Source organism: Burkholderia sp. AcTa6-5, from assembly GCF_017815075.1.
GTDB classification, from domain to species: Bacteria; Pseudomonadota; Gammaproteobacteria; order Burkholderiales; family Burkholderiaceae; genus Burkholderia; species Burkholderia sola.
Genome location: NZ_JAGIQE010000016.1, coordinates 138,776 through 158,930 on the forward strand (window position 1 = coordinate 138,776; position 20,155 = coordinate 158,930).

The following is a 20,155-nucleotide window of genomic DNA, read 5'->3' on the forward strand; positions in this document are numbered from 1 at the left end:
CATTGAATATGGATAAGTCATTTTTTTGTGTTGATAAGGGGGCGTCTTATCTGCGACGACCGATGATCGATGCACTCGGCGTCGGTCGTTGGCTGCCGCCATCCCGGAAATATGTTCGGCGGCGTGGGCGAAAGCTGTTGTCATACCCCGTCTCAGCCCGGATGGTGTTGCTCATCAATTACAATTCGTAAGGAGCAACGCCATGACGCTTATCCGTCGAAACAACAGCAAGAACTGGTACTACCAGTTCCAGATTCAGGGCAAGAAATTCTTCGGCTCGACCGGGACGCCGAACAAGACGAAGGCCGCTCAGGTCGAACGCGAAATGCGCAATCGAGCCCACGCCGAGCAGTATCTCGGGGATGCGCAGCCCATCACGCTCAAGGATGCGCTGGAACAATATGTCGAGGCACGAAGAGAAACTTCCTATCACCGGAACATGTGCTCGATCGTTCGGAAGACGCTCGGCTATAAACTTCATCCGCGGACGAAGGCCAAGCTCCCCTGCTATGGCATGTCGCCTGATACGCTGCTGCATGAACTGACGACGCGCGATTTCGATCTTCTCGTTGCGAAGCGCAAGGCCGAAGGCGACAAGCCGGCGACGATCAAGCATGAAATCGGATTGCTACGCGCGACCATCAACGAGATGGCAAAGCTCGGATTCAAAGTCAGTCGCGAGATCGTTTTTCCAGAGCTTAGGACTTCGTATAGACTTCGATATCTGGATTCTAACGACGAGTCGGCGTTATTGCGCGAGCTCGATCCGGAGCGGCTTAGAACGCGTATAAACGCGTCTAAACCGCTGACACCCGAGATGACGCGGAATATGCAGGATAACTACGACATCACGGTTTTCCTGCTCGATACGGCATGTCGCTACTCGGAGGTCGCGAACATTCCGTGGTCGGCGATCAACATCGACGCCAGCACGATCAGCCTCTATCGGAGCAAGGTTCGGAACGAGGACGTGCTGCACATGACATCGCGACTCGAAGCGATCCTTCGTCGTCGGTGGGAAGAACGCCGAACGGGGCAGCGCTATGTGTTCGAAGATCGCACCGGCAACGAACGCGGCTACAGCACGAAGTCGATCAAGAAGGCGATTGAGCGCGCTGGCCTCAACGATCCCGTTCTCGTCAAGGAGCGCGGTGGGCGCGTCACCTTGCACACGCTCCGACATACGTTCGCAAGCAAACTCGTCAAAGCGGGCGTCAGTCTCTATGAGGTGTCGGTGCTGCTCGGTCACAGCGATCCGAAGATGACGCAGCGTTACGCGCACCTCAGCCCGAACGACGCGAGCCGGAAGGCCGTAAAAGTCATCGACTCGCTACTGCTCAATCCCGCATGAATCGTGGGGTGTGCCGCCCTCAACGTGCTCCGAATTTAGGGCACTTTCCATGTCTTATTAAAGGCGTACAAAACCGGGATTCTCGAGGCCGAGGATCCCGGAAGCCGGCATCCGATTACTTGTGGCCATTCCACTCGGGATCGGGATCATCTTCCCATGCTGGTGCCCATTCCCGATTTGCCCATCGGGGATGCGTCAGATCGAACGGTTTGCCGAGCCCGCGACGCGGTAACTGTCGGTTGTAGATGAACCCCGAGACGCCTGTGCCTAACAACCGCACCTGCGCCTCATGAAACCGCGCTGTGCAGTAGCGTGGGCCATGCTGGAAGAACTCCGGACCTTCGAGCGGCGAGTCCGGCGTCCATATCTGCCAGACGTATTTGTACCAGCGCGGATTCGGATGCAGGTAGGTTCCGAAGAACGCAAACCCGGTCCCGCTCCATCGTTGGAAGTCTTCCTTCGCCGGTCGAAGCATTATCGATCGCCGTCCCGCTCGGGGCCGCGAATGTTGCCAGAAATCAACTCGCGGAGGCGCCGGGCATAACGTAGCTCGTCAGCCGCGTCGCCATACCAGAACTCGTAGTGACGAAGCTCATTGTTTTCGATCTTGGCGCGCACGATGACTTCGATGCAAAACTTGCCGTCGTCGCGCTTGCACATGCGGCCGAGCAACCCAGCCTTTCCGTCCCTCGACTTCGCGATGAGATAGCCGCATTCTTCGGCAACAAGCACCCATTGCCGGTCGAGCGAATCGACCGACATGACGCCGATTCGTCCTCGTACTTCCGGCCATGACCTTCCTGCGAACACCTTCTCAAATTCCATAGCGAACCTCGACCGGCGTTTATCGCGTCGAGGTCAAAGGCCGTCGGCGTTGATTAGACAACCCGCGCCAGTATCCGCCGTTGCGCCTGATATTGGACGCTCTGCGCGTCGCCCTGCAGTTCTTCCAAGGCTTTCATCAACACGTCCTGATACAGCGGCAGCAACGCCGTCAGACGATCGGCGATTCCGGCGTCCGTCGCCAGATTGTTCACGAGCCGTTGATAGCCGTCGAAGCCGAACATCTTGTCTCGGATGGGCCGGAGCACGCACCGCCGATTGTCGTTTTGCTCATCGGTCATGTCGATGTAGCCGAAGTGCTTCAGGTCGAACGCCGCCCCAATCACTTGTGCCTGACTGCCGCCGAGAATGCAACTCAACTCGTGCAGGGTCATGCCGGGAAATGTATTGATCAGGCCGAGCGCTCGCGCGGCCATCGGCGTTATCTGCAACGCACTTGCGAGTGCCGAAGCACGGCAACCGTCATAGGCTGCCATGAAAGCGTGAAACCGAGAAAGCGAATTGTTTGTGGTCATAGTTCGTTGATTTTTCTGGATTGATCGCTTGCCTGACGGCGTTCGTTGTCATCCCCGACCGCTCAGGCATCCACTGCACGATACGTCAACCTCTCGACAAATTCAACCATATTGGAATATAACATTCCAATATGGTTGTTCATCGCAATCGGAATGAAGACGACCATATCGTCCTATGACTACCCGCCCTACCTCACCCCCCGACGATGCCCAAGACGCGCTGCTTGCTGCTCGTGTCGGGACCGCTATTGCCGAACAACGACGCGCCCGCGGTCTGACTCAGGCCAAGCTCGCGGAGATGATCGATCTGGAACAGGAGGCGATCAGCCGATGGGAGCGCGGCACGAGGATGCCGACCTTGCATCGGCTCCAGCAGCTTAGTGACGCGTTAGACTGCTCAGTAGATCAGCTATTGCAGCGCGGATCGAAACGGCCGGACGACCAACTGGCGATGATCGCGGATGCGCTCGATGGATTGGATAGCGCCGAGCGGGAACTCGTCGTGAATTTCGTTCGGCAGTTCACCGACATGCTAAAGGCCAAACGTCCGGCAAAGAACAAACGAGTCAAGTAGCCGAACTATCTGCAACTGGAGACAGCAGCGTGACGTCAACCCTCTTCGACAAATCACATGACGAAGCATTTATCGAACTTGGAGCACAACGACCAGGATACCAGTGGTCCAAGTTCGATGTTTCAGCCGAAGAAGCTGCAAAAGGGAAGGCTTCACGTCTCCTGACGACCATATGGAACTACCACAGCGAAAAGGATCGCCAAGGTAAGCGCATCAAGGGCGATGTTGCGGTCTGTAAGGATCGGGCTACCGGTACCTATTGGTATTGCATGCCCAACGCGCCATCGAAAATCTCGAGGCCAACGCATGTCGCTCACATGCGGCGGATAGATCTCGCCTTCGAGCAACATGTGCCCGTTGTCGGAATCTTGAAGGATGTCGACTCGGGAAGATGTGCAAGCTCTCAGCTGTTTGACTGCCCCGAAATCAGGGAGTCCGTAGACGGAAAGGCGATATGGCTTCGCTTGGTGCCACGCAACAAAATCGCGTGCGAAACGAAAGAAATCGACATTGATCAACTAGCCAAGCCCAGTCATGGCTCTCTTGATATGAATGGAGGTGCGGCGTCGGGCGAACCGCCAGAAGGCGGCTGGTCCGAGTCAGAATTGGAAGCCTCGGTAGCAGCCTACTTGGACATGGCCCGTCGCTTCCGAGACGCTCGTCCGGTTGTGAAACGACAGGTCTACCGAGATCTCGCCGCGCAAATTGGTCGATCCGAAAAATCGTGCGAATACAGGATGCGGAACATTTCCTACGTTCTTGAACTCATGGGGCGCGATTGGATACCGGGCCTCCCACCGGCAACAAATGTTGGCGTACGGGTCGCCGGGCAGATAGAAGCCCTCATCGGCAAGTTGGAAGGTCGACAGGAATTGCCTCGGGCTGCCGAAGCGGTAACCATCGCAGAGATTCGCAAGACGCTGGAGGAACGGCCAGATGGTAATAAAGCTCCTGGCACAGCAACATCAACGACCACCAGCTTCGTGCGCGACCTCAAGGTCAAAGCATGGGTGCTTAAGCGAGCGAAGGACAATTGTGAGGCTTGCGACCAACCCGCGCCATTTTCGGGGGCAAATGGTCCGTTTCTCGAAGTTCATCACCTCCGCAAGCTCGCGGATGGCGGGTCGGATACGGTGACGAATGCAGTCGCCGTTTGCCCGAACTGCCATCGACGACTGCACTTTTCGAAAGACGCTCGCGCATACCGAGAAACGCTCTATGGAAAAGTGACTGAGCTGGTACGTGAGTAGCAGCGTGAGAGTTCGGACGGGCGACCGCTGTATATCGCCCACGCAGATTCGATGAGCCTCGCATCCACCTGACCCGCCTCGAACCCTGGAACGTCTTCGAGAAGCAACAGCAGTTTCTCCGTGAAAGCTGCTCGCGAGAGGTCGCCGCCGAAATCTTCTCGAACTGCAGTAGTCAGATCGCGAATCTGGTCGATGGTCAGCGGCGGGAAATCGTTGATGTGTTGAGTGTCATTCATGCCGCCACCGTCTCCTGATTCGCGGTCTCCGGCAACTGGGCGGCAACAATCAAGCCCCCTCACCGATGTACAATCGGCCTACGTCAATATCATGCGGGGGCGGCAATGAATGCGGATGGCAATCCCGGTAATGACGTAAGCCCAACTGATTCAGCCGTTGACCAGATCCGAACCGAGCTCGAAAAACTGAATCCGAGCACGAAACGACGAATTCTCGAGAAATTCGCTCTGGCGGCACTCGGCAGTATTCCTTGGGTCGGCGGATTCATCAGCGCGCTAGCTAGCGTTAAGGCCGAAGAATCCGGCTTGCGAACATCGACTCTTCAGACTCAATGGCTAGAGCAACATCAAGCCAAGATGGAAATGCTGAGCGCGACCATGCAGGAAATTGGTCGGCGGTTCGAGGCGATTGGCGAGGAAATCCACGAACGTCTGGCGAGCGAGGAATATCTCGACATCGTCCGCAAGGCGTTCCGCGCGTGGGACAAGGCTGACACGGAGGAAAAGCGACGCTACGTGGCGAATCTCGTCACGAATGCTGCTGGAACACGGCTCTGCTCAGATGATGTGATTCGGCTCTTCATCGATTGGTTAGATACCTATCACGAGTCGCATCTGGCGGTAATTCGTGAAATATACACAAATCCAGGCTCAACGAGATTCGACATCTGGTCTGCGATTTACGGCGATCTCGTTCGCGAAGATTCCGCAGAAGCGGACCTGTACAAACTGCTGATCCGCGATCTCAGTACGGGTGGAGTCATCCGCCAGGCGCGGGAGACCAACGCTGACGGGCAGTTCCTACGCAAGCAGACGGCGCGTAGGCAGACAGGCCCAGCTAACGCGACGATCGAGTCCGCGTTCGAGGGAAGCAAGCAATACGTTCTGACCGAACTTGGCAAACAGTTTGTGCACTACTCAATGAACGAGGTTGTTCAACGCGTGTCAGACGACTAAGCTGTCGCCGCTGACGGCGTGAAGAGTCTTTTATCTTGGTCGTCGGGACATCAGTGCAGCATCCAAATCTCTCGCGAGATTGTCTGCATGGACTCCGAGGATGGCCCATAGCGCCATGCAGCGTAATCGTATGGCAACAGCGGTGGTTTCCTCGGTCTCCCCTGCATGCCTATACGTAATGTCGCGTCCCTTGAATAGATGAGCGGCCGCCAGTTCAGTATCTTCGAAGAACTTAGTCAGGAGCTTATCGAGGCGCACGGGCTGGTCTCGGTGTCCGAGAGCATTACGAAGGGAGTTCAAGGATGTAATGCCCTTCCAAAAATTGGCATCGGCAGCGGTGCCCACAATTGCATGCGCGAGCTTTGCCGCAGTACCGAAACTGAAGATGTCGTTCTCGGCAGTAGGCCTGACGTAGTTCGCGACACCCGCAGAGATGATATCGTGCAGTCGTTCTTCGACCATCATGTGCCCGCGAAGAACCGCCATCAGAAGATCAGCCCTACGGTCGAAAGCTAAATGGAATTGCTCAAGCTTTGCGTCTATGTCGGCTGCGAAGAGATCTCTTGACATGTTGCCTCTCAAGGTTGTCGGACCGCCCGGGCGGATGGAGCTACGGTACCGTCTTCGTCATCGTGCCCACCGGCCCGAGTCGTATCGCTGCACCGATAAGGTTCGGATAATTGCGATCGTTTGACCGTCCGCATCCGGATTGCTCGTCGGGCCGACACATCAAAGCCCCCCAACGCGTATAACCCTGTCTGTCACGGTAGGTTCGCACTGAGTCCCTGTTGAGCACGCAGCGTTATGGCTCTGTCGATCAAACCGCGAACGGTAGATGACTCGTTTACAAAGGCAATCGTTGACATGAATTTCATCGGCCCCAACTCCAAGAACAGCATGCCGAACACTTCGTCGGCAAAGCTGCTAGAGATCACACTGACGCCGGAAAAATCGAGAACGAGCCTCTGCCCCTCGCACATATCAACTAGGTTCTTCAATTTTATCTTAACGGGTTTCCCCCCCGCTCGAGATGCGAAGGAGCGCACTTCCTCCGCCATTTGAAATCTAATTGCCTTTAAATCATCGGCCTCATACTTGTACTCGATGATGTCAGATGGCTTATGTACGGAACCCCTGAATTTTAGAGCTTGATCTAAAACCCCGCGGTCGCTGACATCAATCGTCACGTCTACCAGAGTTCCGGAAAATGGAATATTATCCTTTCTATAGGAGACTGCACCGTTCAAGAGCTCAAGTCGCCCCAGATTTGAATGCAATCTGAAAGAACCTCGGCTGATTCGACATATCTCAAATGATCCGAACAAGCCATTCCCCTGATTCGTCACGGCATTTCTAGTCACACCCTCTTTAACTGCTTCCTCTAACGCATCGATATCCGAGCTGATATTAGGTCGCGCCGCTCTGAGCGTATGAGCAACGCCGAGCCCTGGGTCGCAGACCGTGAACTCGATTGCGTGGCGCCGCAGTCGATGACGAGTCAGTTGCACGATCCCACCACATGTTGACTGGGAGTGATTTAGAACGTTGTCGGTTATCTCATTAAGTGCCCACTCGACGGCTGCAAAATCTTGGCGCCCTATTCCCTCAACAGAACTCAGCACACTATCAATGATCTCATTCACGCTGTCCTGCTGCTGCTCACTTGTGGTAAAAGCGAGAGCTGGCACTGACGTGAGAGCTGACCGGCGCGGCAGTTCATATCGACGAGGCTCAAGAAAGTGCGCCCATCCTGACGCTCTAAATCGGCGAGCAACGGACTCACTCTCTGGTAAAGTTAAAGAAAAATCGACGTGGCTAGCGTTTAGAGCACGAACGTACGAAATTATCGGCAAAACACCGCTGGCATAAGCGGCAGTGCATCTTCTGAAGTCAAGTTCAATATCACGATACTGCTGCTCATTAGCCGCACTGTGAATTGCCGCAAGCACCCGTTTATAGTCATCAGCCCCCAATGGGCCTGCCGCGTATACCGTTTTTCTATAAGTAGACATGTTCTATGTTTGTATGGAGGCAAGGTAAGACCACCAATCATGCCGACAAGCTTGGGTTAAGTTACCACCCAACACAGATCAGATCATATCGTATAGCCCGCGAGATACATTGCATCACCGTGCATTCAGCGGGGGAAGGGGACCTTTTCGTGAGCGGGCTCCCAACGTCGACCATATTTGCCCTCGAACTCGAACCGGCATCGTCGCCAGCGACGCCACCGCTCCAGCATCGAGCGATGTCAGTTTCGATGCCAGCCGCCAAAACTCCCCGCTTGCCATCCCCACTCAACCCCCTGTACAATTGCGCGTTCTGCGGGCGTCGTATAATGGCCATTACCTCAGCTTCCCAAGCTGATGACGTGGGTTCGATTCCCATCGCCCGCTCCACTTTCCGGCTGCATCGCAGCCTGCGCATGAGCCGCCTCTTCCCTCGTCGAAGGCGGCTTTTTTGTACCATGTGCCGGTTCATCCGGCGCACTGCCGCGCAACGGGCCCTCGCCCGCAACCGAGCCTTTCTCAGTACCGATGATGCACGACGATCCGAACGAAGCCGGCCTGCCGCCGCACGACGACGCCATTCCCGACGAAGCCGATCAAGCCGCCGAAGGCGCCGACGAAGTCAACCCGCTGCACCGCCGCCGCATCCGCAGCTTCGTGACGCGCGCCGGCCGCGTGTCGACCGGCCAGCGCCGCGCGCTCGACGAATTCGGCCCGCGCTTCGTGGTCCCGTATGCGCCGGCGCTGCCCGACTGGGATGCGATCTTCGGCCGCAGCGCACCGCGCATTCTCGAGATCGGTTTCGGGATGGGCGCGTCGACCGCGGAAATCGCCGCGCACCGCCCCGGCGACGATTTCCTCGGCGTCGAGGTGCACGAGCCGGGCGTCGGCGCGCTGCTGAAGCTGATCGGCGAGCAGGATCTGACGAACATCCGCATCATCCAGCACGACGCGGTCGAGGTGCTCGAGCACATGATCGCGCCGGAAAGCCTCGACGGCGTGCACATCTTCTTTCCCGATCCGTGGCACAAGGCGCGCCACCACAAGCGCCGGCTGATCCAGCCGCCGCTCGTCGCGCATCTCGCGTCGCGTCTGAAACCCGGCGCGTACATTCACTGCGCGACCGACTGGCAGAACTACGCGGAGCAGATGCTCGAGGTGCTCGGCGCGGAGCCGACGCTCGAAAACACGGCCGCCGACTACGCACCGCGCCCCGACTACCGCCCGGTGACGAAGTTCGAACGGCGCGGGCTGCGGCTCGGCCACGGCGTGTGGGATCTGGTGTTCCGCAAGCGCGCGGGCTGAGCCCAGTCGCTGCGACGGCCCCGCCGTCTTCCGCACAATAAAAAGACCGACCGGCATCTGCCGATCGGTCTTTTTCATTTGACGCGCGCTGATCGCCCGATCGGCATCACGCCCAGTTCAGCCACCCGCTGTAACCCACCAGCAACACGAACAGCCCGAACGCGATCCGGTACCACGCGAACACCGTGAAATCGTGCGTCGCGACGTAGCGCAACAGCCAGCGCACGCACACGAACGCGCTGACGAACGCCGACACGAGCCCGAGTACGAACAGGCCGAGCGAATCGACGGTAAACGCCTGCCAGTCCTTCACGGTTTCGTAGAGCGTCGCGCCGAAGATGATCGGAATCGCGAGGAAGAACGAGAATTCGGTAGCCACGCGTCGGTCGAGACCGAACAGCATCCCGCCGATGATCGTCGAGCCCGAGCGCGACATGCCGGGCACCAGCGCGAAGCACTGCGCGAGTCCGACCTTGAGCGCGTCGAGCGGCGTCAGCGCGTCGACCGACATCACGCGCGGCGGCTCGCCGCGTTCGCGCTGCCGCGCCTCGGCCCACAGGATGATCGCGCCGCCCACGACGAGCGCGAACGCGACGGGCACCGGCGAGAACAGCACGGCCTTGATCTTCTTCTCGAACAGGAGGCCGAGCGCGATCGCGGGAATCGTCGCGATCACGACGTTCAGCGTGAAGCGCTGCGCATCGGGCCGGCTCGGCAGCCCGGACACGACGGACACGATCCGCTGCCGGTATTCCCAGCAGACCGCGAGGATCGCGCCGAACTGGATCACGACGTCGAACGTCTTCGCGTGCGAATCGTTGAAATTCAGGAAGCTGCCCGCGACGATCAGGTGACCGGTGCTCGACACCGGCAGGAATTCCGTCAGCCCCTCGACGACGCCGAGGATCAATGCCTTGCAGATCAGGATCCAGTCCATCCGTGGCCCAACTCCGAAATGGTCGAAAGAAAAGGCCACTCTTGCGCGCGCGGCCCACCCGGCCGTGCGCGCCCCGTCGTCACTTTTCGACGATCGCCACGCGTATGCCGTTTGTAAGGATCGTAATTGTACCGGGTTCGTAGTTCACTCCGGCAAATTGCAGTTGTTCCGGCTTGAACGTGTAGATCGGATAGTTGGTCAGCAGCTGCGTCGCGAGCTGGCCGGCGGCCGCGCCCACCTGCTGCGCGTACATCTGCGCGTCGCCGTCGAGCGCGAGGCTGTCGACGGCCGGCGCCTTCAGCACGACCGAGCGGCTCGGCGCGTCGTACGCGAGCTGGCCCGACACGGTGAACTTGCCGCTGACGGGCCCGCGCAGGAACGGGCTCACGAAGTTCGCGTCGAGTTGCACGGCGACGCGGTTCTGGTCCGGCAGCAGGTTGACGGCCGGATTCGCGAGCGACACGTCGACGACCTGGGCGACCGTCTTCTGGTAAGGAAACTTCCGCGCGACGGCCTTCTGCACGTCGCCGCGCGAGAACGTGTAGTGATCGGGGATGAACGGGAACGTCGACGCGCACGCGGCAAGCGATACGCACACGCCGACGGCGCCAATGGCGGCAGCGAGAAAACGGCGCCGGCCGGGCGCGTGAGGGACGGTCATGCTGATTTCTCTCCTGGATGCGCCGGCCGCGTCGCGGCCTCGAGGCGCGTGAGCCACGCGAGCGCGTCGTCGCGCGACGCGCCGCACATGTCGGCGGACGGCTGCAGCCCGGCACAGCACGCGGGGCGCTCGGGCCGGCCGAAGATCATGCAGCGCAGGTCGTCGCCGAGCTGCACGCAGCGCACGCCCGCCGGCTTGCCGTCGGGCATGCCCGGAATCGGGCTGGAAATCGACGGCGCGATGCAGCACGCGCCGCAGCCCTCGCGGCACGCATGCGGCGGCGGGACGTCGGCGGGCGCCGCGCGGACAGGCATTTCGACGGACACTCGGCTCTCTCGACGAACAACGAACAACCCAAAACGATGCGGCAACCGGACGCGGCGTCCGGCAGCCCCACCCCGCATTGTGCCATCGCCGGCTGCGACGTTATTACACAATGCAGCCCGACCGCGTGTTCCTATACTCGAAACCATCTAAAAAAGCGCGAGACCGCCATGCGTTCTGGATCTGCCGACCCGGTGTTCCGTCCCGATTTGCTCACGAAATACGGCGTGAACGGGCCGCGCTATACGTCGTACCCGACCGCGCTGCAGTTCCGCGAGGATTTCGATCCGGCCGACTACGTCCGCGCGGCCGGCGACCCCGGCGCCTCGTCGAGCGACCTGTCGCTGTACTTCCACATCCCGTTCTGCAACACCGCGTGCTTCTACTGCGGCTGCAACAAGATCGCGACCAACAACCGCCGCCGTGCGCGCCCGTATCTCGACCAGCTCAAGCGCGAAATGGCGCTGCAGGCCGCGCTGTTCGATCCGTCGCGCCCCGTCACGCAACTGCACTGGGGCGGCGGCACGCCGACCTTCCTGTCCGACGACGAAACGGCCGAGCTGATGGCGGCCACGCGCGAGCATTTCGCGCTCGCGCCGGACGCCGACGCCGAGTTCTCGATCGAGATCGATCCGCGCACGGTCACGCCGGCGACGCTCGTCCATCTGCGCACGATCGGCTTCAATCGGCTGAGCCTCGGCGTGCAGGATTTCGACCCGGTCGTGCAGCAGGCGATCAACCGCATCCAGCCGCGCGCGATGACGGCCGACCTGCTCGCCGCCGCACGCGCGACAGGCTTCCATTCGGTGAGCGTCGACCTGATCTACGGGCTGCCGCACCAGACGGTCGCCGTGTTCGCACGCACGCTGGAGACGATCATCGAGCTCGCGCCCGATCGCCTGTCGGTGTTCGGTTACGCGCACATGCCGCACCTGTTCAAGATGCAGCGGCAGATCGACGATGCGACGCTGCCGCCGCCGGAAGCGCGCGTCGCGCTGCTCGGCCTCGCGATCGACATGCTGACGTCGGCCGGCTACGTGTACATCGGGATGGACCACTTCGCGCGGCCGTCCGACGAACTCGTGCGTGCGCAGCACAACGGCACGCTGCAGCGCAATTTCCAGGGCTACAGCACGCGCGCGGATACCGACCTGATCGGCTTTGGCGTGTCGTCGATCGGCAAGGTCGGCGACGTCTACGCGCAGAACGCGAAGGACCTGCCCGCGTACGGCGCTGCACTCGACGCGGGCCGGCTGCCGATCGCGCGCGGCGTCCGCCTCACGCCGGACGACCGGCTGCGCCGCGACGTGATCACGCAACTGATGTGCAACCTCGAACTGCCGTTCTCGCACGTCGAGGCCGCGCACGGCATCCGCTTCGCCGATCATTTCGCGCGCGAGCTCGACGCGCTGCGCCCGTTCGAGCGCGACGGGCTGCTGACGATCGCGCACGACCGGTTGACGATCCATCCGGCCGGCCGGATGGTCGTGCGCAACATCGCGATGGCGTTCGACGCGTACCTCGGCCAGACGTCGCGGCAGCGCTACTCGCGCACGGTTTAGGGCGGTTCACGCGGGCGCCGGCCGCACGCGGGCGACCGGTTTGATACAGTGTGAGGCTTCCATCCGCTTCGCCAGCCCCCAAGATGCGCACCACCAAAGCGACCCACGCGGTCGAACGCCTGAAGACCCGCTCCGGCAACCCGCAATTCGCGGCCGTCGCGATGGCGGGCGGTCTGTTCTATCTCGTCGACCGCTCGGGCGGCACTGCCGAGAAGCGCTGCGAGCCGCTGCCGCTCGACGAATTCGTCAAGTTCGTCGACGAATTTGGCCCCAAAAAACCGCGCAAGGCGAGCAAGCTCGACCTCGCGTTCGAGGCGCAGATCAAGAAGAGCAAAGGGTAAAGGTCTGTTGCAGGCCGCCGGAAGGCTTCGCGGCCGTGCCGTTTGGTACAATCACGAAGTTTCTCTATCCCCGCTGATGGCCGACCTGGCTGCGTGACCACACCATGAATATCGAAAACGCGCGTTTCAACATGATCGAACAGCAGATCCGTCCGTGGGACGTGCTGGATCTGGATGTCCTGGGCCTGCTGTCGATCGTCAAGCGTGAAAACTACGTGCCGGCCCAATACCGCGATCTCGCGTTCGCCGATCTCGAACTGCCGCTGCCGGGCGGCGCGAGCAAGATGCTGTTCCCGCGCGTCGAAGCGCGCGTGCTGCAGGAGCTGGCGGTCAAGAAGCACGAGAACGTGCTCGTGATCGGCGCGGGCTCGGGCTACCTGGCCGCGCTGTTCGCGCATCGCGCGCAGCACGTGACGGCCGTCGAGATCGATCCGGCGATCGCGAAGTTCGCGGAAGACAACCTGCGCAACGACGGCGTCACCAACGCCGAAGTCGTGCTCGGCGACGGCTCGCGCGGCTGGGCGGCGAAGGCGCCGTACGACGTGATCTGCGTCGCGGGCGGCCTGCCGGTCGTGCCGCAGGACATGCTCGAACAGCTCAAGATCGGCGGCCGCCTGTCGGCGTTCGTCGGCGGCCGTCCGGTGATGAAGGCGCAGATCATCACACGCATCGACGACAAGCAGTACCGCGTCGCCGACGTGTTCGAAACGTACATCGACCATCTCGTCAACGCGATCGAGCCGTCGCGCTTCAAGTTCTGAGCGGCGGAGCCTCCATGCAGATCCTGACGCCCGCGATGCTCGCGGAATGGCTCGGCGACACGGCGCGCCCCGCGCCGGTCGTGCTCGACGTGCGCGAGCCGTGGGAAATCGCGACCGCGCAGATCGCCGGCAGCGTGGCGATTCCGATGCAGCAGATTCCCGCGCGCAGCGAAGAGCTCGACGACGAAGCGGAAATCGTCTGCGTGTGCCATCACGGGATGCGCAGCGCGCAGGTCGCGATGTTCCTCGAATCGCGCGGCTTCACGAAGCTGTACAACCTGCAAGGCGGGATCGACGCGTGGTCGCGCGACGTCGATCCGTCCGTGCCGCGCTACTGATCGATCCTTCCCGCGGCGCATCATGCGCCGCCGCGCCGCCCGGCACCCCGCCGCCGGCCGCACCGATCCGCCGAACGGGCGCGCACTGCGCGCCCGTTTCTCTTTTCCTCCCCCGGGTTCCCTGCGTTTCGACGCCGCCGCACCGTCGTGCACCATTTGTGCCCGTGCGTCTGCACCGCAACGGACCGCGCATGCTGCACGGCGCGTCATCCGCACCGCGCCGATGCCCGCTGGTGCCCGCCCGTGCCCCGCGCAGGCACGCCGGCCGTGCATCCGCGCGACTGGCACATGCCTTGCGTTACACGATGGCCGGCGCCGCCACGGCGCACGCGCATCCAACACGACAAGGGGATCCCGATGAAACGTCGCAGTCTGTTGAAGTTCGGTTCGATGGCCGGCGCGCTCGCGCTGGCGGGCAAGAGCCCGTTCGCGCACGCGGCCGATGCGGGCACCGGCCCGATCAAGGTCGGCATCCTGCATTCGCTGTCGGGCACGATGGCGATCTCGGAGACGTCGCTGAAGGACACCGCGCTGATGACGATCGCCGACATCAACAAGAGCGGCGGCGTGATGGGTCGCAAGCTCGAACCGGTGGTGGTCGACCCGGCGTCGAACTGGCCGCTGTTCGCCGAGAAGGCGCGCCAGCTGCTCACGCAGGACAAGGTCGCCTGCGTGTTCGGCTGCTGGACGTCGGTATCGCGCAAGTCCGTGCTGCCGGTGTTCGAGGAGCTGAACGGGCTGCTCTACTACCCGGTGCAGTATGAAGGCGAGGAAATGTCGCGCAACGTGTTCTACACGGGCGCCGCGCCGAACCAGCAGGCGATTCCGGCCGTCGAGTACCTGATGGGCGCGGAAGGCGGCGGCGCGAAGCGCTTCTTCCTGCTCGGCACCGACTACGTGTATCCGCGCACGACCAACAAGATCCTGCGCGCGTTCCTGAAATCGAAGGGCGTGAAGGACGCCGACATTCAGGAGGTCTACACGCCGTTCGGCCACAGCGATTACCAGACCATCGTCGCGAACATCAAGACCTTCGCGCAGGGCGGCAAGACGACCGTGATCTCGACGATCAACGGCGATTCCAACGTGCCGTTCTACAAGGAACTCGGCAACCAGGGCATCAAGGCGACCGACGTGCCGGTCGTCGCGTTCTCGGTCGGCGAGGAAGAGCTGCGCGGGATCGATACGAAGCCGCTCGTCGGCCACCTTGCCGCGTGGAACTACTTCATGTCGGTGAAGAACCCGACCAACACGAAGTTCAAGGACCAGTTCGCCGCATGGGTGAAGGCGAACAACCTGCCGGGCGGCGCGAAGCGCGTGACCAACGATCCGATGGAAGCGACCTACGTCGGCATCCACATGTGGAAGCAGGCCGTCGAGAAGGCGAAGAGCACCGACGTCGACAAGGTGCGCGTCGCGATGATCGGCCAGACGGTGGCCGCGCCGTCGGGCTTCACGCTCGCGATGGACGGCAACCATCACCTGCACAAGCCGGTGATGATCGGCGAGATCCGCGGCGACGGGCAGTTCAACGTCGTGTGGAAAACGAAGACGGCCGTGCGCGCGCAGCCGTGGAGCCCGTTCATCGCGGGCAACCAGGGCAAGCCGGACGTCGTCAGCTCGATCCCGGCGTTCCTGCGCCGGCAGCGCGCGGCGCTGGCGTGATGCCGTGCGGCGCGTCGCGCTTCGTGTGCGACGTGCCGCACGCTTGCCCGCCCGCTGCCGATGCGCCGGCCGCGCTTGCCGTGACGAATCGCCCGCGCCGACGCAGCGTCGCACCGCTCCGCTCCCCCACGCCCGACAGGATTTCCCGATGCCTACACGCTTTCGCCGAGCCGCCCGCGCGATCGCGGCATGCGCCGCCCTCGCGGGCCTGCTGCCGCACGCCGCGTTCGCGCTGACGGCGGCCGACACCGCCGCGCTCGCCGGCGACGACTTCGACGCGAAGACGGCCGCGATCGAACGGCTCGCCGCCGACACCGATCCGCGCGCCGTCGCGGTGCTCAACGCGCTGTCGAGCGGCGATGCGCTCGCGACCGGCGACGGCCACCTGCTGATCCAGTCCGGCGACACCGCACACGACGCGCTCACGCATGCCGCGACGCCGGCCGGCGATGCGCAGCCGGTGATGCTGAACAACCTGCTGCGCACGAAGATCGCCGGCGCGCTGTCGGGCCTCGCGCTCGCGTCGCCCGACGTGGCCACGCGCCGCGACGCGATCGACGCGCTGCTGAAGTCGCCCGACCCGGCGCTCAAGCCGATGATCGACCGCGCCCGCGCAAAGGAAACCGATCCGGCGTTGAAGCGCCGTCTCGATGCACTGTGGGCGATCGCCGCGCTGCACGATGCCGATCCGGCGAAACGCCTCGAAGCCGCGCAGGTGGTGGCCGCGCGCAGCGATCTCGACATGATCGAACAACTGCGCCCGCTCGTCGCGAAGAACGCCGACGGCAGCTTCGCCGAACCCGACGCGCGCGTGCGCGACGCCGCGCAACAAGGGCTCGATACGTTGCACGCGCTGCAGCGCCGCGGCGAGATCGTCGGCACGGTGTTCGCCGGCCTGTCGCTCGGCAGCGTGCTGCTGCTCGCCGCGCTCGGCCTCGCGATCACGTACGGGCTGATCGGCGTGATCAACATGGCGCACGGCGAATTCCTGATGATCGGTGCGTACGCAACCTATGTCGTGCAGACGCTGATCCAGCGCTACGCGCCCGGCGCATTCGACTGGTATCCGCTCGTCGCCGTGCCGGTGTCGTTCGCGGTGGCCGCGCTCGTCGGCATCGTGCTCGAGCGGCTCGTGCTGCGGCACCTGTACGGTCGCCCGCTCGAAACGCTGCTCGCGACCTTCGGCGTGAGCCTGATCCTGATCCAGGCCACCCGCATGCTGTTCGGCGCGCAAAACGTGCAGGTCGTGAACCCGTCGTGGATGAGCGGCGGCGTCACCGTGATGCAGAACCTGATCCTGCCGTACAACCGGCTCGCGATCCTCGCGTTCGCGCTCGCGGTGGTGTTCGTCGCGTGGGCCGTGCTGACGAAGACGCGGCTCGGTCTGTTCGTGCGCGCGGTCACGCAGAACCGCCGGATGGCAGCGTGCGTCGGCGTGAAGACCGCACGCGTCGACGCGTATGCGTTCGCATTCGGCGCGGGCATCGCGGGCCTCGGCGGCTGCGCGCTGTCGCAGATCGGCAACGTCGGCCCCGATCTCGGCCAGAACTACATCATCGATTCGTTCATGGCCGTCGTGCTCGGCGGCGTCGGGCAGATCGCCGGCACCGTGCTCGGCGGTTTCGGGCTTGGCCTCGCGAGCAAGGCGATCGAACCGTTCTGGGGCGCCGTGCTCGCGAAGATCGCGGTGCTCGTGATGATCGTGCTGTTCATCCAGAAACGCCCGCAGGGCATGTTCGCGCCGAAGGGCCGCAGCGCGGAGGCTTGACGTGACTTCATACACCGATTCGATGTCGAACCCGGTCGCCGACACGTCGAAGCCCGCTGCCGGCGCGCGCGCGGCGGACGGCTTCGCGCTCGGCCTGCCGCCCCGCCCCGCGCTGCTCTCGCGTCGCGCGTGGCTCGCGCTCGTCGCGCTATGCGTGGCGATCGGCGTCGGCGTGCCGCTCGCCGCGCTCGTCGCGCCGGAAGCCAGCGCGTTCCATCTGTCCGCGTACACGATGACGCTCGCCGGCAAGCTGATGTGCTACGCGATCGCCGCGCTCGCGCTCGATCTCGTGTGGGGCTACTGCGGAATCCTGAGCCTGGGCCACGGCTTGTTCTTCGCGCTCGGCGGCTATGCGATCGGCATGTACCTGATGCGCGAGATCGGCCGCGAAGGCAAGTACGGCAGCGACCTGCCCGACTTCATGGTGTTCCTCGACTGGCACCAGTTGCCGTGGTACTGGAGCGGCACGCAGCATCTCGCGTGGGCGCTCGCGCTCGTCGTGCTCGTGCCGGCCGTGCTCGCGTGGGTATTCGGCTTCTTCACGTTCCGCTCGCGCGTGAAGGGCGTGTACCTGTCGATCATCACGCAGGCCATGACGTTCGCCGCGATGCTGCTGTTCTATCGCAACGAGACGGGCTTTGGCGGCAACAACGGCTTCACCGACTTCAAGCGCATCGCCGGCTTCTCGATCACGTCGCCGGGCACGCGCACGGTGCTGTTGCTGCTGACCTTCGCGACGCTCGTGCTCGCGTTCGTCGCTGCGCGCGCGGTCGTCACGAGCAAGCTCGGACGCGTGGTGACCGCGGTGCGCGACGGCGAGACGCGGCTGATGTTCCTCGGCTACAGCCCGCTCGCGTACAAGCTGTTCGTGTGGACCGTGTCGGCCGTGCTGTGCGGCATCGCCGGCGCGCTGTACGTGCCGCAGGTCGGCATCATCAATCCCGGCGAGATGTCGCCCGGCAACTCGATCGAGATGGCGATCTGGGTCGCGGTGGGCGGGCGCGGCACGCTGATCGGGCCGATCGTCGGCGCGTTCGCGGTGAACGGCGCGAAAAGTTTCTTCACCGCGTACTTCGCCGAATACTGGCTGTTCTTCCTCGGCCTGATCTTCGTGCTCGTGCCGCTCTTGCTGCCGCGCGGGATCATGGGCCTCGTCGAAACCGTGCTCGCGAAGGGGAAACGCGCATGAACGGAACGGCTCTCTATCAGTTCACGCCGCCGCCCGAGGACGAGCTGCTCGCCGTCAGCGGCAGCGCGTCGATGGGGCGCGTCGTGCCGGCCGGCATCGACACGTCGCACGGCACGATCCTCTATCTCGAGGACATCGAGGTGAGCTTCGACGGCTTTCGCGCGCTGAAGAAATTGTCGCTCGCGATCGACGTGGGCGAGCTGCGCTGCGTGATCGGCCCGAACGGCGCGGGCAAGACGACGATGATGGACGTCATCACCGGCAAGACGCGGCCCGATGCGGGCAAGGTGTTTCTGGGCCAGACGATCGACCTCGCGCGGATGAACGAACCCGAGATCGCGCGGGCGGGCATCGGCCGCAAGTTCCAGAAGCCGACCGTGTTCGAACAGCATCCGGTGTGGGAAAACCTCGAACTCGCGATGCAGACCGACAAGGGCTGGCTCGCGTCGCTGCGCGCGCGGCTCGACCGTACCGCGCAGGCGAAGATCGAGGAAACGCTCGCGCTGATCGGCCTCGAAAGCCAAGCGTATCGCGCGGCTGGCGAGCTGTCGCACGGGCAGAAGCAGCGGCTCGAAATCGGCATGCTGCTGATGCAGCGTCCCGCGCTGCTGCTGCTCGACGAGCCGGCGGCCGGGATGACCGACCACGAGACGATGGAACTCGCCGAGCTGCTGAACACGCTGCGCGGCACCTGCTCGATGATGGTCGTCGAGCACGACATGGAGTTCGTCGCGGCGCTCGCGGGCGACACGGGGCGCGTGACGGTGATGGCCGAAGGCGCGGTGCTCGCGCACGGCACGCTCGACCAGGTCAAGCGCGACGATGCGGTGATCGAGTCTTACCTCGGACGATGATGCGATGCTGAAAATCGAAGCGCTGAACCAGTACTACGGCGGCAGCCATATCCTGCGCAACGTGAACCTCGCGGCCGACGACGGCAAGCTCACCGTGCTGCTCGGCCGCAACGGCGTCGGCAAGAGCACGCTGCTGCGCTGCCTGATGGGTGTCGTCGCCGCGAAAAGCGGCAGCGTATCGTGGCACGGCACCGCGCTCGGCGCACTGCCGCCGTATGCGCGCGTCGCGGCCGGGCTCGCGTACGTGCCGCAGGGCCGCGACATCTTTCCGCGGCTCACCGTCGAGGAGAACCTGCTCGTGGGCGCGGCGAGCCGCAAGGCGCCGTCGAAAGTGCCCGATCGCATCTACGACCTGTTCCCGGTGCTGAAGGACATGCGTGCGCGGCGCGGCGGCGACCTGTCGGGCGGTCAGCAGCAACAGCTCGCGATCGGCCGCGCGCTGATGAGCGAGCCGCAGCTGCTGATCCTCGACGAGCCGACCGAAGGCATCCAGCCGTCGATCATCCAGGACATCGGGCGCACGCTGCGCCAGCTCGTCGACGAATCGAAGATGACCGTGCTGCTCGTCGAACAGTATTACGATTTCGCACGCTCGATCGCGGATCGATATTGGGTGATGAGCCGCGGTGAGATTGTCGCGGGAGGGGACGCGCGGGACATGGAGGCGAACGGCGTGCGCGAGCTGATCGCGGTGTGACGGTAGGCACGGCGGTAG

Annotated in this window: 23 protein-coding genes and 1 tRNA gene; 15 read left to right on the forward strand and 9 right to left on the reverse strand. The window is 62.8% G+C overall.

Features of this window, described 5'->3' with window-relative positions; translation table 11 throughout:
* Positions 1 to 202 precede the first annotated feature (202 nt).
* Positions 203 to 1,351 carry a site-specific integrase gene (locus J8I33_RS21810; RefSeq protein WP_209939055.1) on the forward strand — a complete coding sequence of 383 codons (1,149 nt, stop codon included), beginning with the start codon at positions 203 to 205 and terminating at the stop codon, positions 1,349 to 1,351.
* 115 nt (positions 1,352 to 1,466) lie between these two features.
* Here the strand turns inward: J8I33_RS21810 and J8I33_RS21815 are convergent, their stop codons facing one another.
* The 3 genes from J8I33_RS21815 to J8I33_RS21825 are packed head-to-tail and all read right to left on the reverse strand — an operon-like array spanning position 1,467 to position 2,670.
* The gene (locus J8I33_RS21815; protein WP_209939056.1) at positions 1,467 to 1,826 is read right to left on the reverse strand and encodes a hypothetical protein; all 360 of its coding nucleotides are present in this window, start codon (positions 1,824 to 1,826) and stop codon (positions 1,467 to 1,469) included.
* Complete coding sequence (locus tag J8I33_RS21820; RefSeq protein ID WP_209939057.1) at positions 1,826 to 2,176, reverse strand: hypothetical protein; 351 nt, start codon at positions 2,174 to 2,176, stop codon at positions 1,826 to 1,828. The genes J8I33_RS21815 and J8I33_RS21820 overlap by 1 nt, the downstream gene beginning before the upstream one ends.
* Positions 2,177 to 2,229: 53 nt before the next feature.
* On the reverse strand, positions 2,230 to 2,670 hold the full coding sequence (locus J8I33_RS21825) for a MarR family transcriptional regulator (RefSeq protein WP_245172280.1): 441 nt from the start codon (positions 2,668 to 2,670) through the stop codon (positions 2,230 to 2,232).
* Between the two features lie 214 nt (positions 2,671 to 2,884).
* On the opposite strand from J8I33_RS21825, the gene J8I33_RS21830 reads away from it, so the two are divergent.
* Together J8I33_RS21830 and J8I33_RS34875 are read left to right on the forward strand one after the other, a co-directional pair.
* Positions 2,885 to 3,283, forward strand: coding sequence for a helix-turn-helix transcriptional regulator (locus tag J8I33_RS21830; protein ID WP_071810496.1), 399 nt, complete (start codon positions 2,885 to 2,887; stop codon positions 3,281 to 3,283).
* A gap of 29 nt (positions 3,284 to 3,312) precedes the next feature.
* Positions 3,313 to 4,533 carry an HNH endonuclease signature motif containing protein gene (locus J8I33_RS34875; protein WP_348636023.1) on the forward strand — a complete coding sequence of 407 codons (1,221 nt, stop codon included), beginning with the start codon at positions 3,313 to 3,315 and terminating at the stop codon, positions 4,531 to 4,533.
* Here J8I33_RS34875 and J8I33_RS21840 read toward each other — a convergent pair.
* Positions 4,500 to 4,769: a hypothetical protein gene (locus J8I33_RS21840; RefSeq protein WP_209939059.1), complete on the reverse strand. Its 270-nt coding sequence runs from the start codon at positions 4,767 to 4,769 to the stop codon at positions 4,500 to 4,502. The genes J8I33_RS34875 and J8I33_RS21840 overlap by 34 nt on opposite strands.
* Before the next feature lie 105 nt (positions 4,770 to 4,874).
* Between J8I33_RS21840 and J8I33_RS21845 the strand changes: the two genes are divergently transcribed.
* Positions 4,875 to 5,726, forward strand: a complete 852-nt coding sequence (locus J8I33_RS21845; RefSeq protein WP_209939060.1) for a hypothetical protein — start codon at positions 4,875 to 4,877, stop codon at positions 5,724 to 5,726.
* A 30-nt stretch (positions 5,727 to 5,756) separates the two neighbouring features.
* Here J8I33_RS21845 and J8I33_RS21850 read toward each other — a convergent pair whose 3' ends face one another.
* On the reverse strand, positions 5,757 to 6,296 hold the full coding sequence (locus tag J8I33_RS21850) for a hypothetical protein (protein WP_147956015.1): 540 nt from the start codon (positions 6,294 to 6,296) through the stop codon (positions 5,757 to 5,759).
* A 191-nt stretch (positions 6,297 to 6,487) separates the two neighbouring features.
* Positions 6,488 to 7,738, reverse strand: a complete 1,251-nt coding sequence (locus J8I33_RS21855) for an STAS-like domain-containing protein (RefSeq protein WP_209939061.1) — start codon at positions 7,736 to 7,738, stop codon at positions 6,488 to 6,490.
* Positions 7,739 to 8,050: 312 nt separating this feature from the next.
* Between J8I33_RS21855 and J8I33_RS21860 the strand changes: the two genes are divergently transcribed.
* Together J8I33_RS21860 and trmB are read left to right on the forward strand one after the other, a co-directional pair.
* A tRNA-Gly gene (locus J8I33_RS21860) sits at positions 8,051 to 8,125 on the forward strand.
* Between the two features lie 138 nt (positions 8,126 to 8,263).
* The gene (gene trmB, locus J8I33_RS21865) at positions 8,264 to 9,040 is read left to right on the forward strand and encodes a tRNA (guanosine(46)-N7)-methyltransferase TrmB (protein WP_209939062.1); all 777 of its coding nucleotides are present in this window, start codon (positions 8,264 to 8,266) and stop codon (positions 9,038 to 9,040) included.
* A gap of 106 nt (positions 9,041 to 9,146) precedes the next feature.
* Here trmB and J8I33_RS21870 read toward each other — a convergent pair whose 3' ends face one another.
* The 3 genes from J8I33_RS21870 to J8I33_RS21880 form a co-directional block, all read right to left on the reverse strand.
* Positions 9,147 to 9,977, reverse strand: a complete 831-nt coding sequence (locus J8I33_RS21870) for an undecaprenyl-diphosphate phosphatase (RefSeq protein ID WP_124556089.1) — start codon at positions 9,975 to 9,977, stop codon at positions 9,147 to 9,149.
* Between the two features lie 79 nt (positions 9,978 to 10,056).
* On the reverse strand, positions 10,057 to 10,638 hold the full coding sequence (locus J8I33_RS21875; protein WP_209939063.1) for a DUF1439 domain-containing protein: 582 nt from the start codon (positions 10,636 to 10,638) through the stop codon (positions 10,057 to 10,059).
* Positions 10,635 to 10,952: a YkgJ family cysteine cluster protein gene (locus J8I33_RS21880; RefSeq protein WP_050011805.1), complete on the reverse strand. Its 318-nt coding sequence runs from the start codon at positions 10,950 to 10,952 to the stop codon at positions 10,635 to 10,637. The genes J8I33_RS21875 and J8I33_RS21880 overlap by 4 nt, the downstream gene beginning before the upstream one ends.
* A gap of 180 nt (positions 10,953 to 11,132) precedes the next feature.
* Here J8I33_RS21880 and hemN point away from each other — a divergent pair, with 180 nt between their 5' ends.
* The 9 genes from hemN (at position 11,133) to urtE (ending at position 20,137) form a co-directional block, all read left to right on the forward strand.
* Positions 11,133 to 12,524 carry an oxygen-independent coproporphyrinogen III oxidase gene (gene hemN, locus J8I33_RS21885; RefSeq protein ID WP_209939064.1) on the forward strand — a complete coding sequence of 464 codons (1,392 nt, stop codon included), beginning with the start codon at positions 11,133 to 11,135 and terminating at the stop codon, positions 12,522 to 12,524.
* An 83-nt stretch (positions 12,525 to 12,607) separates the two neighbouring features.
* Positions 12,608 to 12,865 carry a hypothetical protein gene (locus J8I33_RS21890; RefSeq protein ID WP_006488573.1) on the forward strand — a complete coding sequence of 86 codons (258 nt, stop codon included), beginning with the start codon at positions 12,608 to 12,610 and terminating at the stop codon, positions 12,863 to 12,865.
* A gap of 104 nt (positions 12,866 to 12,969) precedes the next feature.
* Positions 12,970 to 13,626, forward strand: coding sequence for a protein-L-isoaspartate O-methyltransferase (locus J8I33_RS21895; protein ID WP_089488224.1), 657 nt, complete (start codon positions 12,970 to 12,972; stop codon positions 13,624 to 13,626).
* A 14-nt stretch (positions 13,627 to 13,640) separates the two neighbouring features.
* Positions 13,641 to 13,964, forward strand: coding sequence for a rhodanese-like domain-containing protein (locus J8I33_RS21900; protein ID WP_006476692.1), 324 nt, complete (start codon positions 13,641 to 13,643; stop codon positions 13,962 to 13,964).
* Between the two features lie 357 nt (positions 13,965 to 14,321).
* The gene (gene urtA, locus J8I33_RS21905; protein WP_050011640.1) at positions 14,322 to 15,629 is read left to right on the forward strand and encodes an urea ABC transporter substrate-binding protein; all 1,308 of its coding nucleotides are present in this window, start codon (positions 14,322 to 14,324) and stop codon (positions 15,627 to 15,629) included.
* A 148-nt stretch (positions 15,630 to 15,777) separates the two neighbouring features.
* Complete coding sequence (urtB, locus tag J8I33_RS21910; protein ID WP_124593960.1) at positions 15,778 to 17,397, forward strand: urea ABC transporter permease subunit UrtB; 1,620 nt, start codon at positions 15,778 to 15,780, stop codon at positions 17,395 to 17,397.
* Position 17,398: 1 nt separating this feature from the next.
* Positions 17,399 to 18,586 carry an urea ABC transporter permease subunit UrtC gene (gene urtC, locus J8I33_RS21915; RefSeq protein WP_209939065.1) on the forward strand — a complete coding sequence of 396 codons (1,188 nt, stop codon included), beginning with the start codon at positions 17,399 to 17,401 and terminating at the stop codon, positions 18,584 to 18,586.
* Entirely contained in the window at positions 18,583 to 19,440 is an 858-nt protein-coding gene (urtD, locus tag J8I33_RS21920) for an urea ABC transporter ATP-binding protein UrtD (protein ID WP_089488221.1), read from the forward strand. The genes urtC and urtD overlap by 4 nt, the downstream gene beginning before the upstream one ends.
* 4 nt (positions 19,441 to 19,444) lie before the next feature.
* Entirely contained in the window at positions 19,445 to 20,137 is a 693-nt protein-coding gene (urtE, locus tag J8I33_RS21925) for an urea ABC transporter ATP-binding subunit UrtE (protein ID WP_209939066.1), read from the forward strand.
* The last annotated feature ends 18 nt before the right edge of the window (positions 20,138 to 20,155 follow it).

Excerpts from the sequence above, each read along its gene's own strand:
- J8I33_RS21810 (WP_209939055.1), top strand. The coding sequence starts at position 203 with ATGACGCTTATCCGTCGAAACAACAGCAAGAACTGGTACTACCAGTTC.
- J8I33_RS21815 (WP_209939056.1), bottom strand. The coding sequence starts at position 1,826 with ATGCTTCGACCGGCGAAGGAAGACTTCCAACGATGGAGCGGGACCGGG.
- J8I33_RS21820 (WP_209939057.1), bottom strand. The coding sequence starts at position 2,176 with ATGGAATTTGAGAAGGTGTTCGCAGGAAGGTCATGGCCGGAAGTACGA.
- J8I33_RS21825 (WP_245172280.1), bottom strand. The coding sequence starts at position 2,670 with ATGGCAGCCTATGACGGTTGCCGTGCTTCGGCACTCGCAAGTGCGTTG.
- J8I33_RS21830 (WP_071810496.1), top strand. The coding sequence starts at position 2,885 with ATGACTACCCGCCCTACCTCACCCCCCGACGATGCCCAAGACGCGCTG.
- J8I33_RS21840 (WP_209939059.1), bottom strand. The coding sequence starts at position 4,769 with ATGAATGACACTCAACACATCAACGATTTCCCGCCGCTGACCATCGAC.
- J8I33_RS21845 (WP_209939060.1), top strand. The coding sequence starts at position 4,875 with ATGAATGCGGATGGCAATCCCGGTAATGACGTAAGCCCAACTGATTCA.
- J8I33_RS21850 (WP_147956015.1), bottom strand. The coding sequence starts at position 6,296 with ATGTCAAGAGATCTCTTCGCAGCCGACATAGACGCAAAGCTTGAGCAA.
- J8I33_RS21855 (WP_209939061.1), bottom strand. The coding sequence starts at position 7,738 with ATGTCTACTTATAGAAAAACGGTATACGCGGCAGGCCCATTGGGGGCT.
- trmB (WP_209939062.1), top strand. The coding sequence starts at position 8,264 with ATGATGCACGACGATCCGAACGAAGCCGGCCTGCCGCCGCACGACGAC.
- J8I33_RS21870 (WP_124556089.1), bottom strand. The coding sequence starts at position 9,977 with ATGGACTGGATCCTGATCTGCAAGGCATTGATCCTCGGCGTCGTCGAG.
- J8I33_RS21875 (WP_209939063.1), bottom strand. The coding sequence starts at position 10,638 with ATGACCGTCCCTCACGCGCCCGGCCGGCGCCGTTTTCTCGCTGCCGCC.
- J8I33_RS21880 (WP_050011805.1), bottom strand. The coding sequence starts at position 10,952 with ATGCCTGTCCGCGCGGCGCCCGCCGACGTCCCGCCGCCGCATGCGTGC.
- hemN (WP_209939064.1), top strand. The coding sequence starts at position 11,133 with ATGCGTTCTGGATCTGCCGACCCGGTGTTCCGTCCCGATTTGCTCACG.
- J8I33_RS21890 (WP_006488573.1), top strand. The coding sequence starts at position 12,608 with ATGCGCACCACCAAAGCGACCCACGCGGTCGAACGCCTGAAGACCCGC.
- J8I33_RS21895 (WP_089488224.1), top strand. The coding sequence starts at position 12,970 with ATGAATATCGAAAACGCGCGTTTCAACATGATCGAACAGCAGATCCGT.
- J8I33_RS21900 (WP_006476692.1), top strand. The coding sequence starts at position 13,641 with ATGCAGATCCTGACGCCCGCGATGCTCGCGGAATGGCTCGGCGACACG.
- urtA (WP_050011640.1), top strand. The coding sequence starts at position 14,322 with ATGAAACGTCGCAGTCTGTTGAAGTTCGGTTCGATGGCCGGCGCGCTC.
- urtB (WP_124593960.1), top strand. The coding sequence starts at position 15,778 with ATGCCTACACGCTTTCGCCGAGCCGCCCGCGCGATCGCGGCATGCGCC.
- urtD (WP_089488221.1), top strand. The coding sequence starts at position 18,583 with ATGAACGGAACGGCTCTCTATCAGTTCACGCCGCCGCCCGAGGACGAG.
- urtE (WP_209939066.1), top strand. The coding sequence starts at position 19,445 with ATGCTGAAAATCGAAGCGCTGAACCAGTACTACGGCGGCAGCCATATC.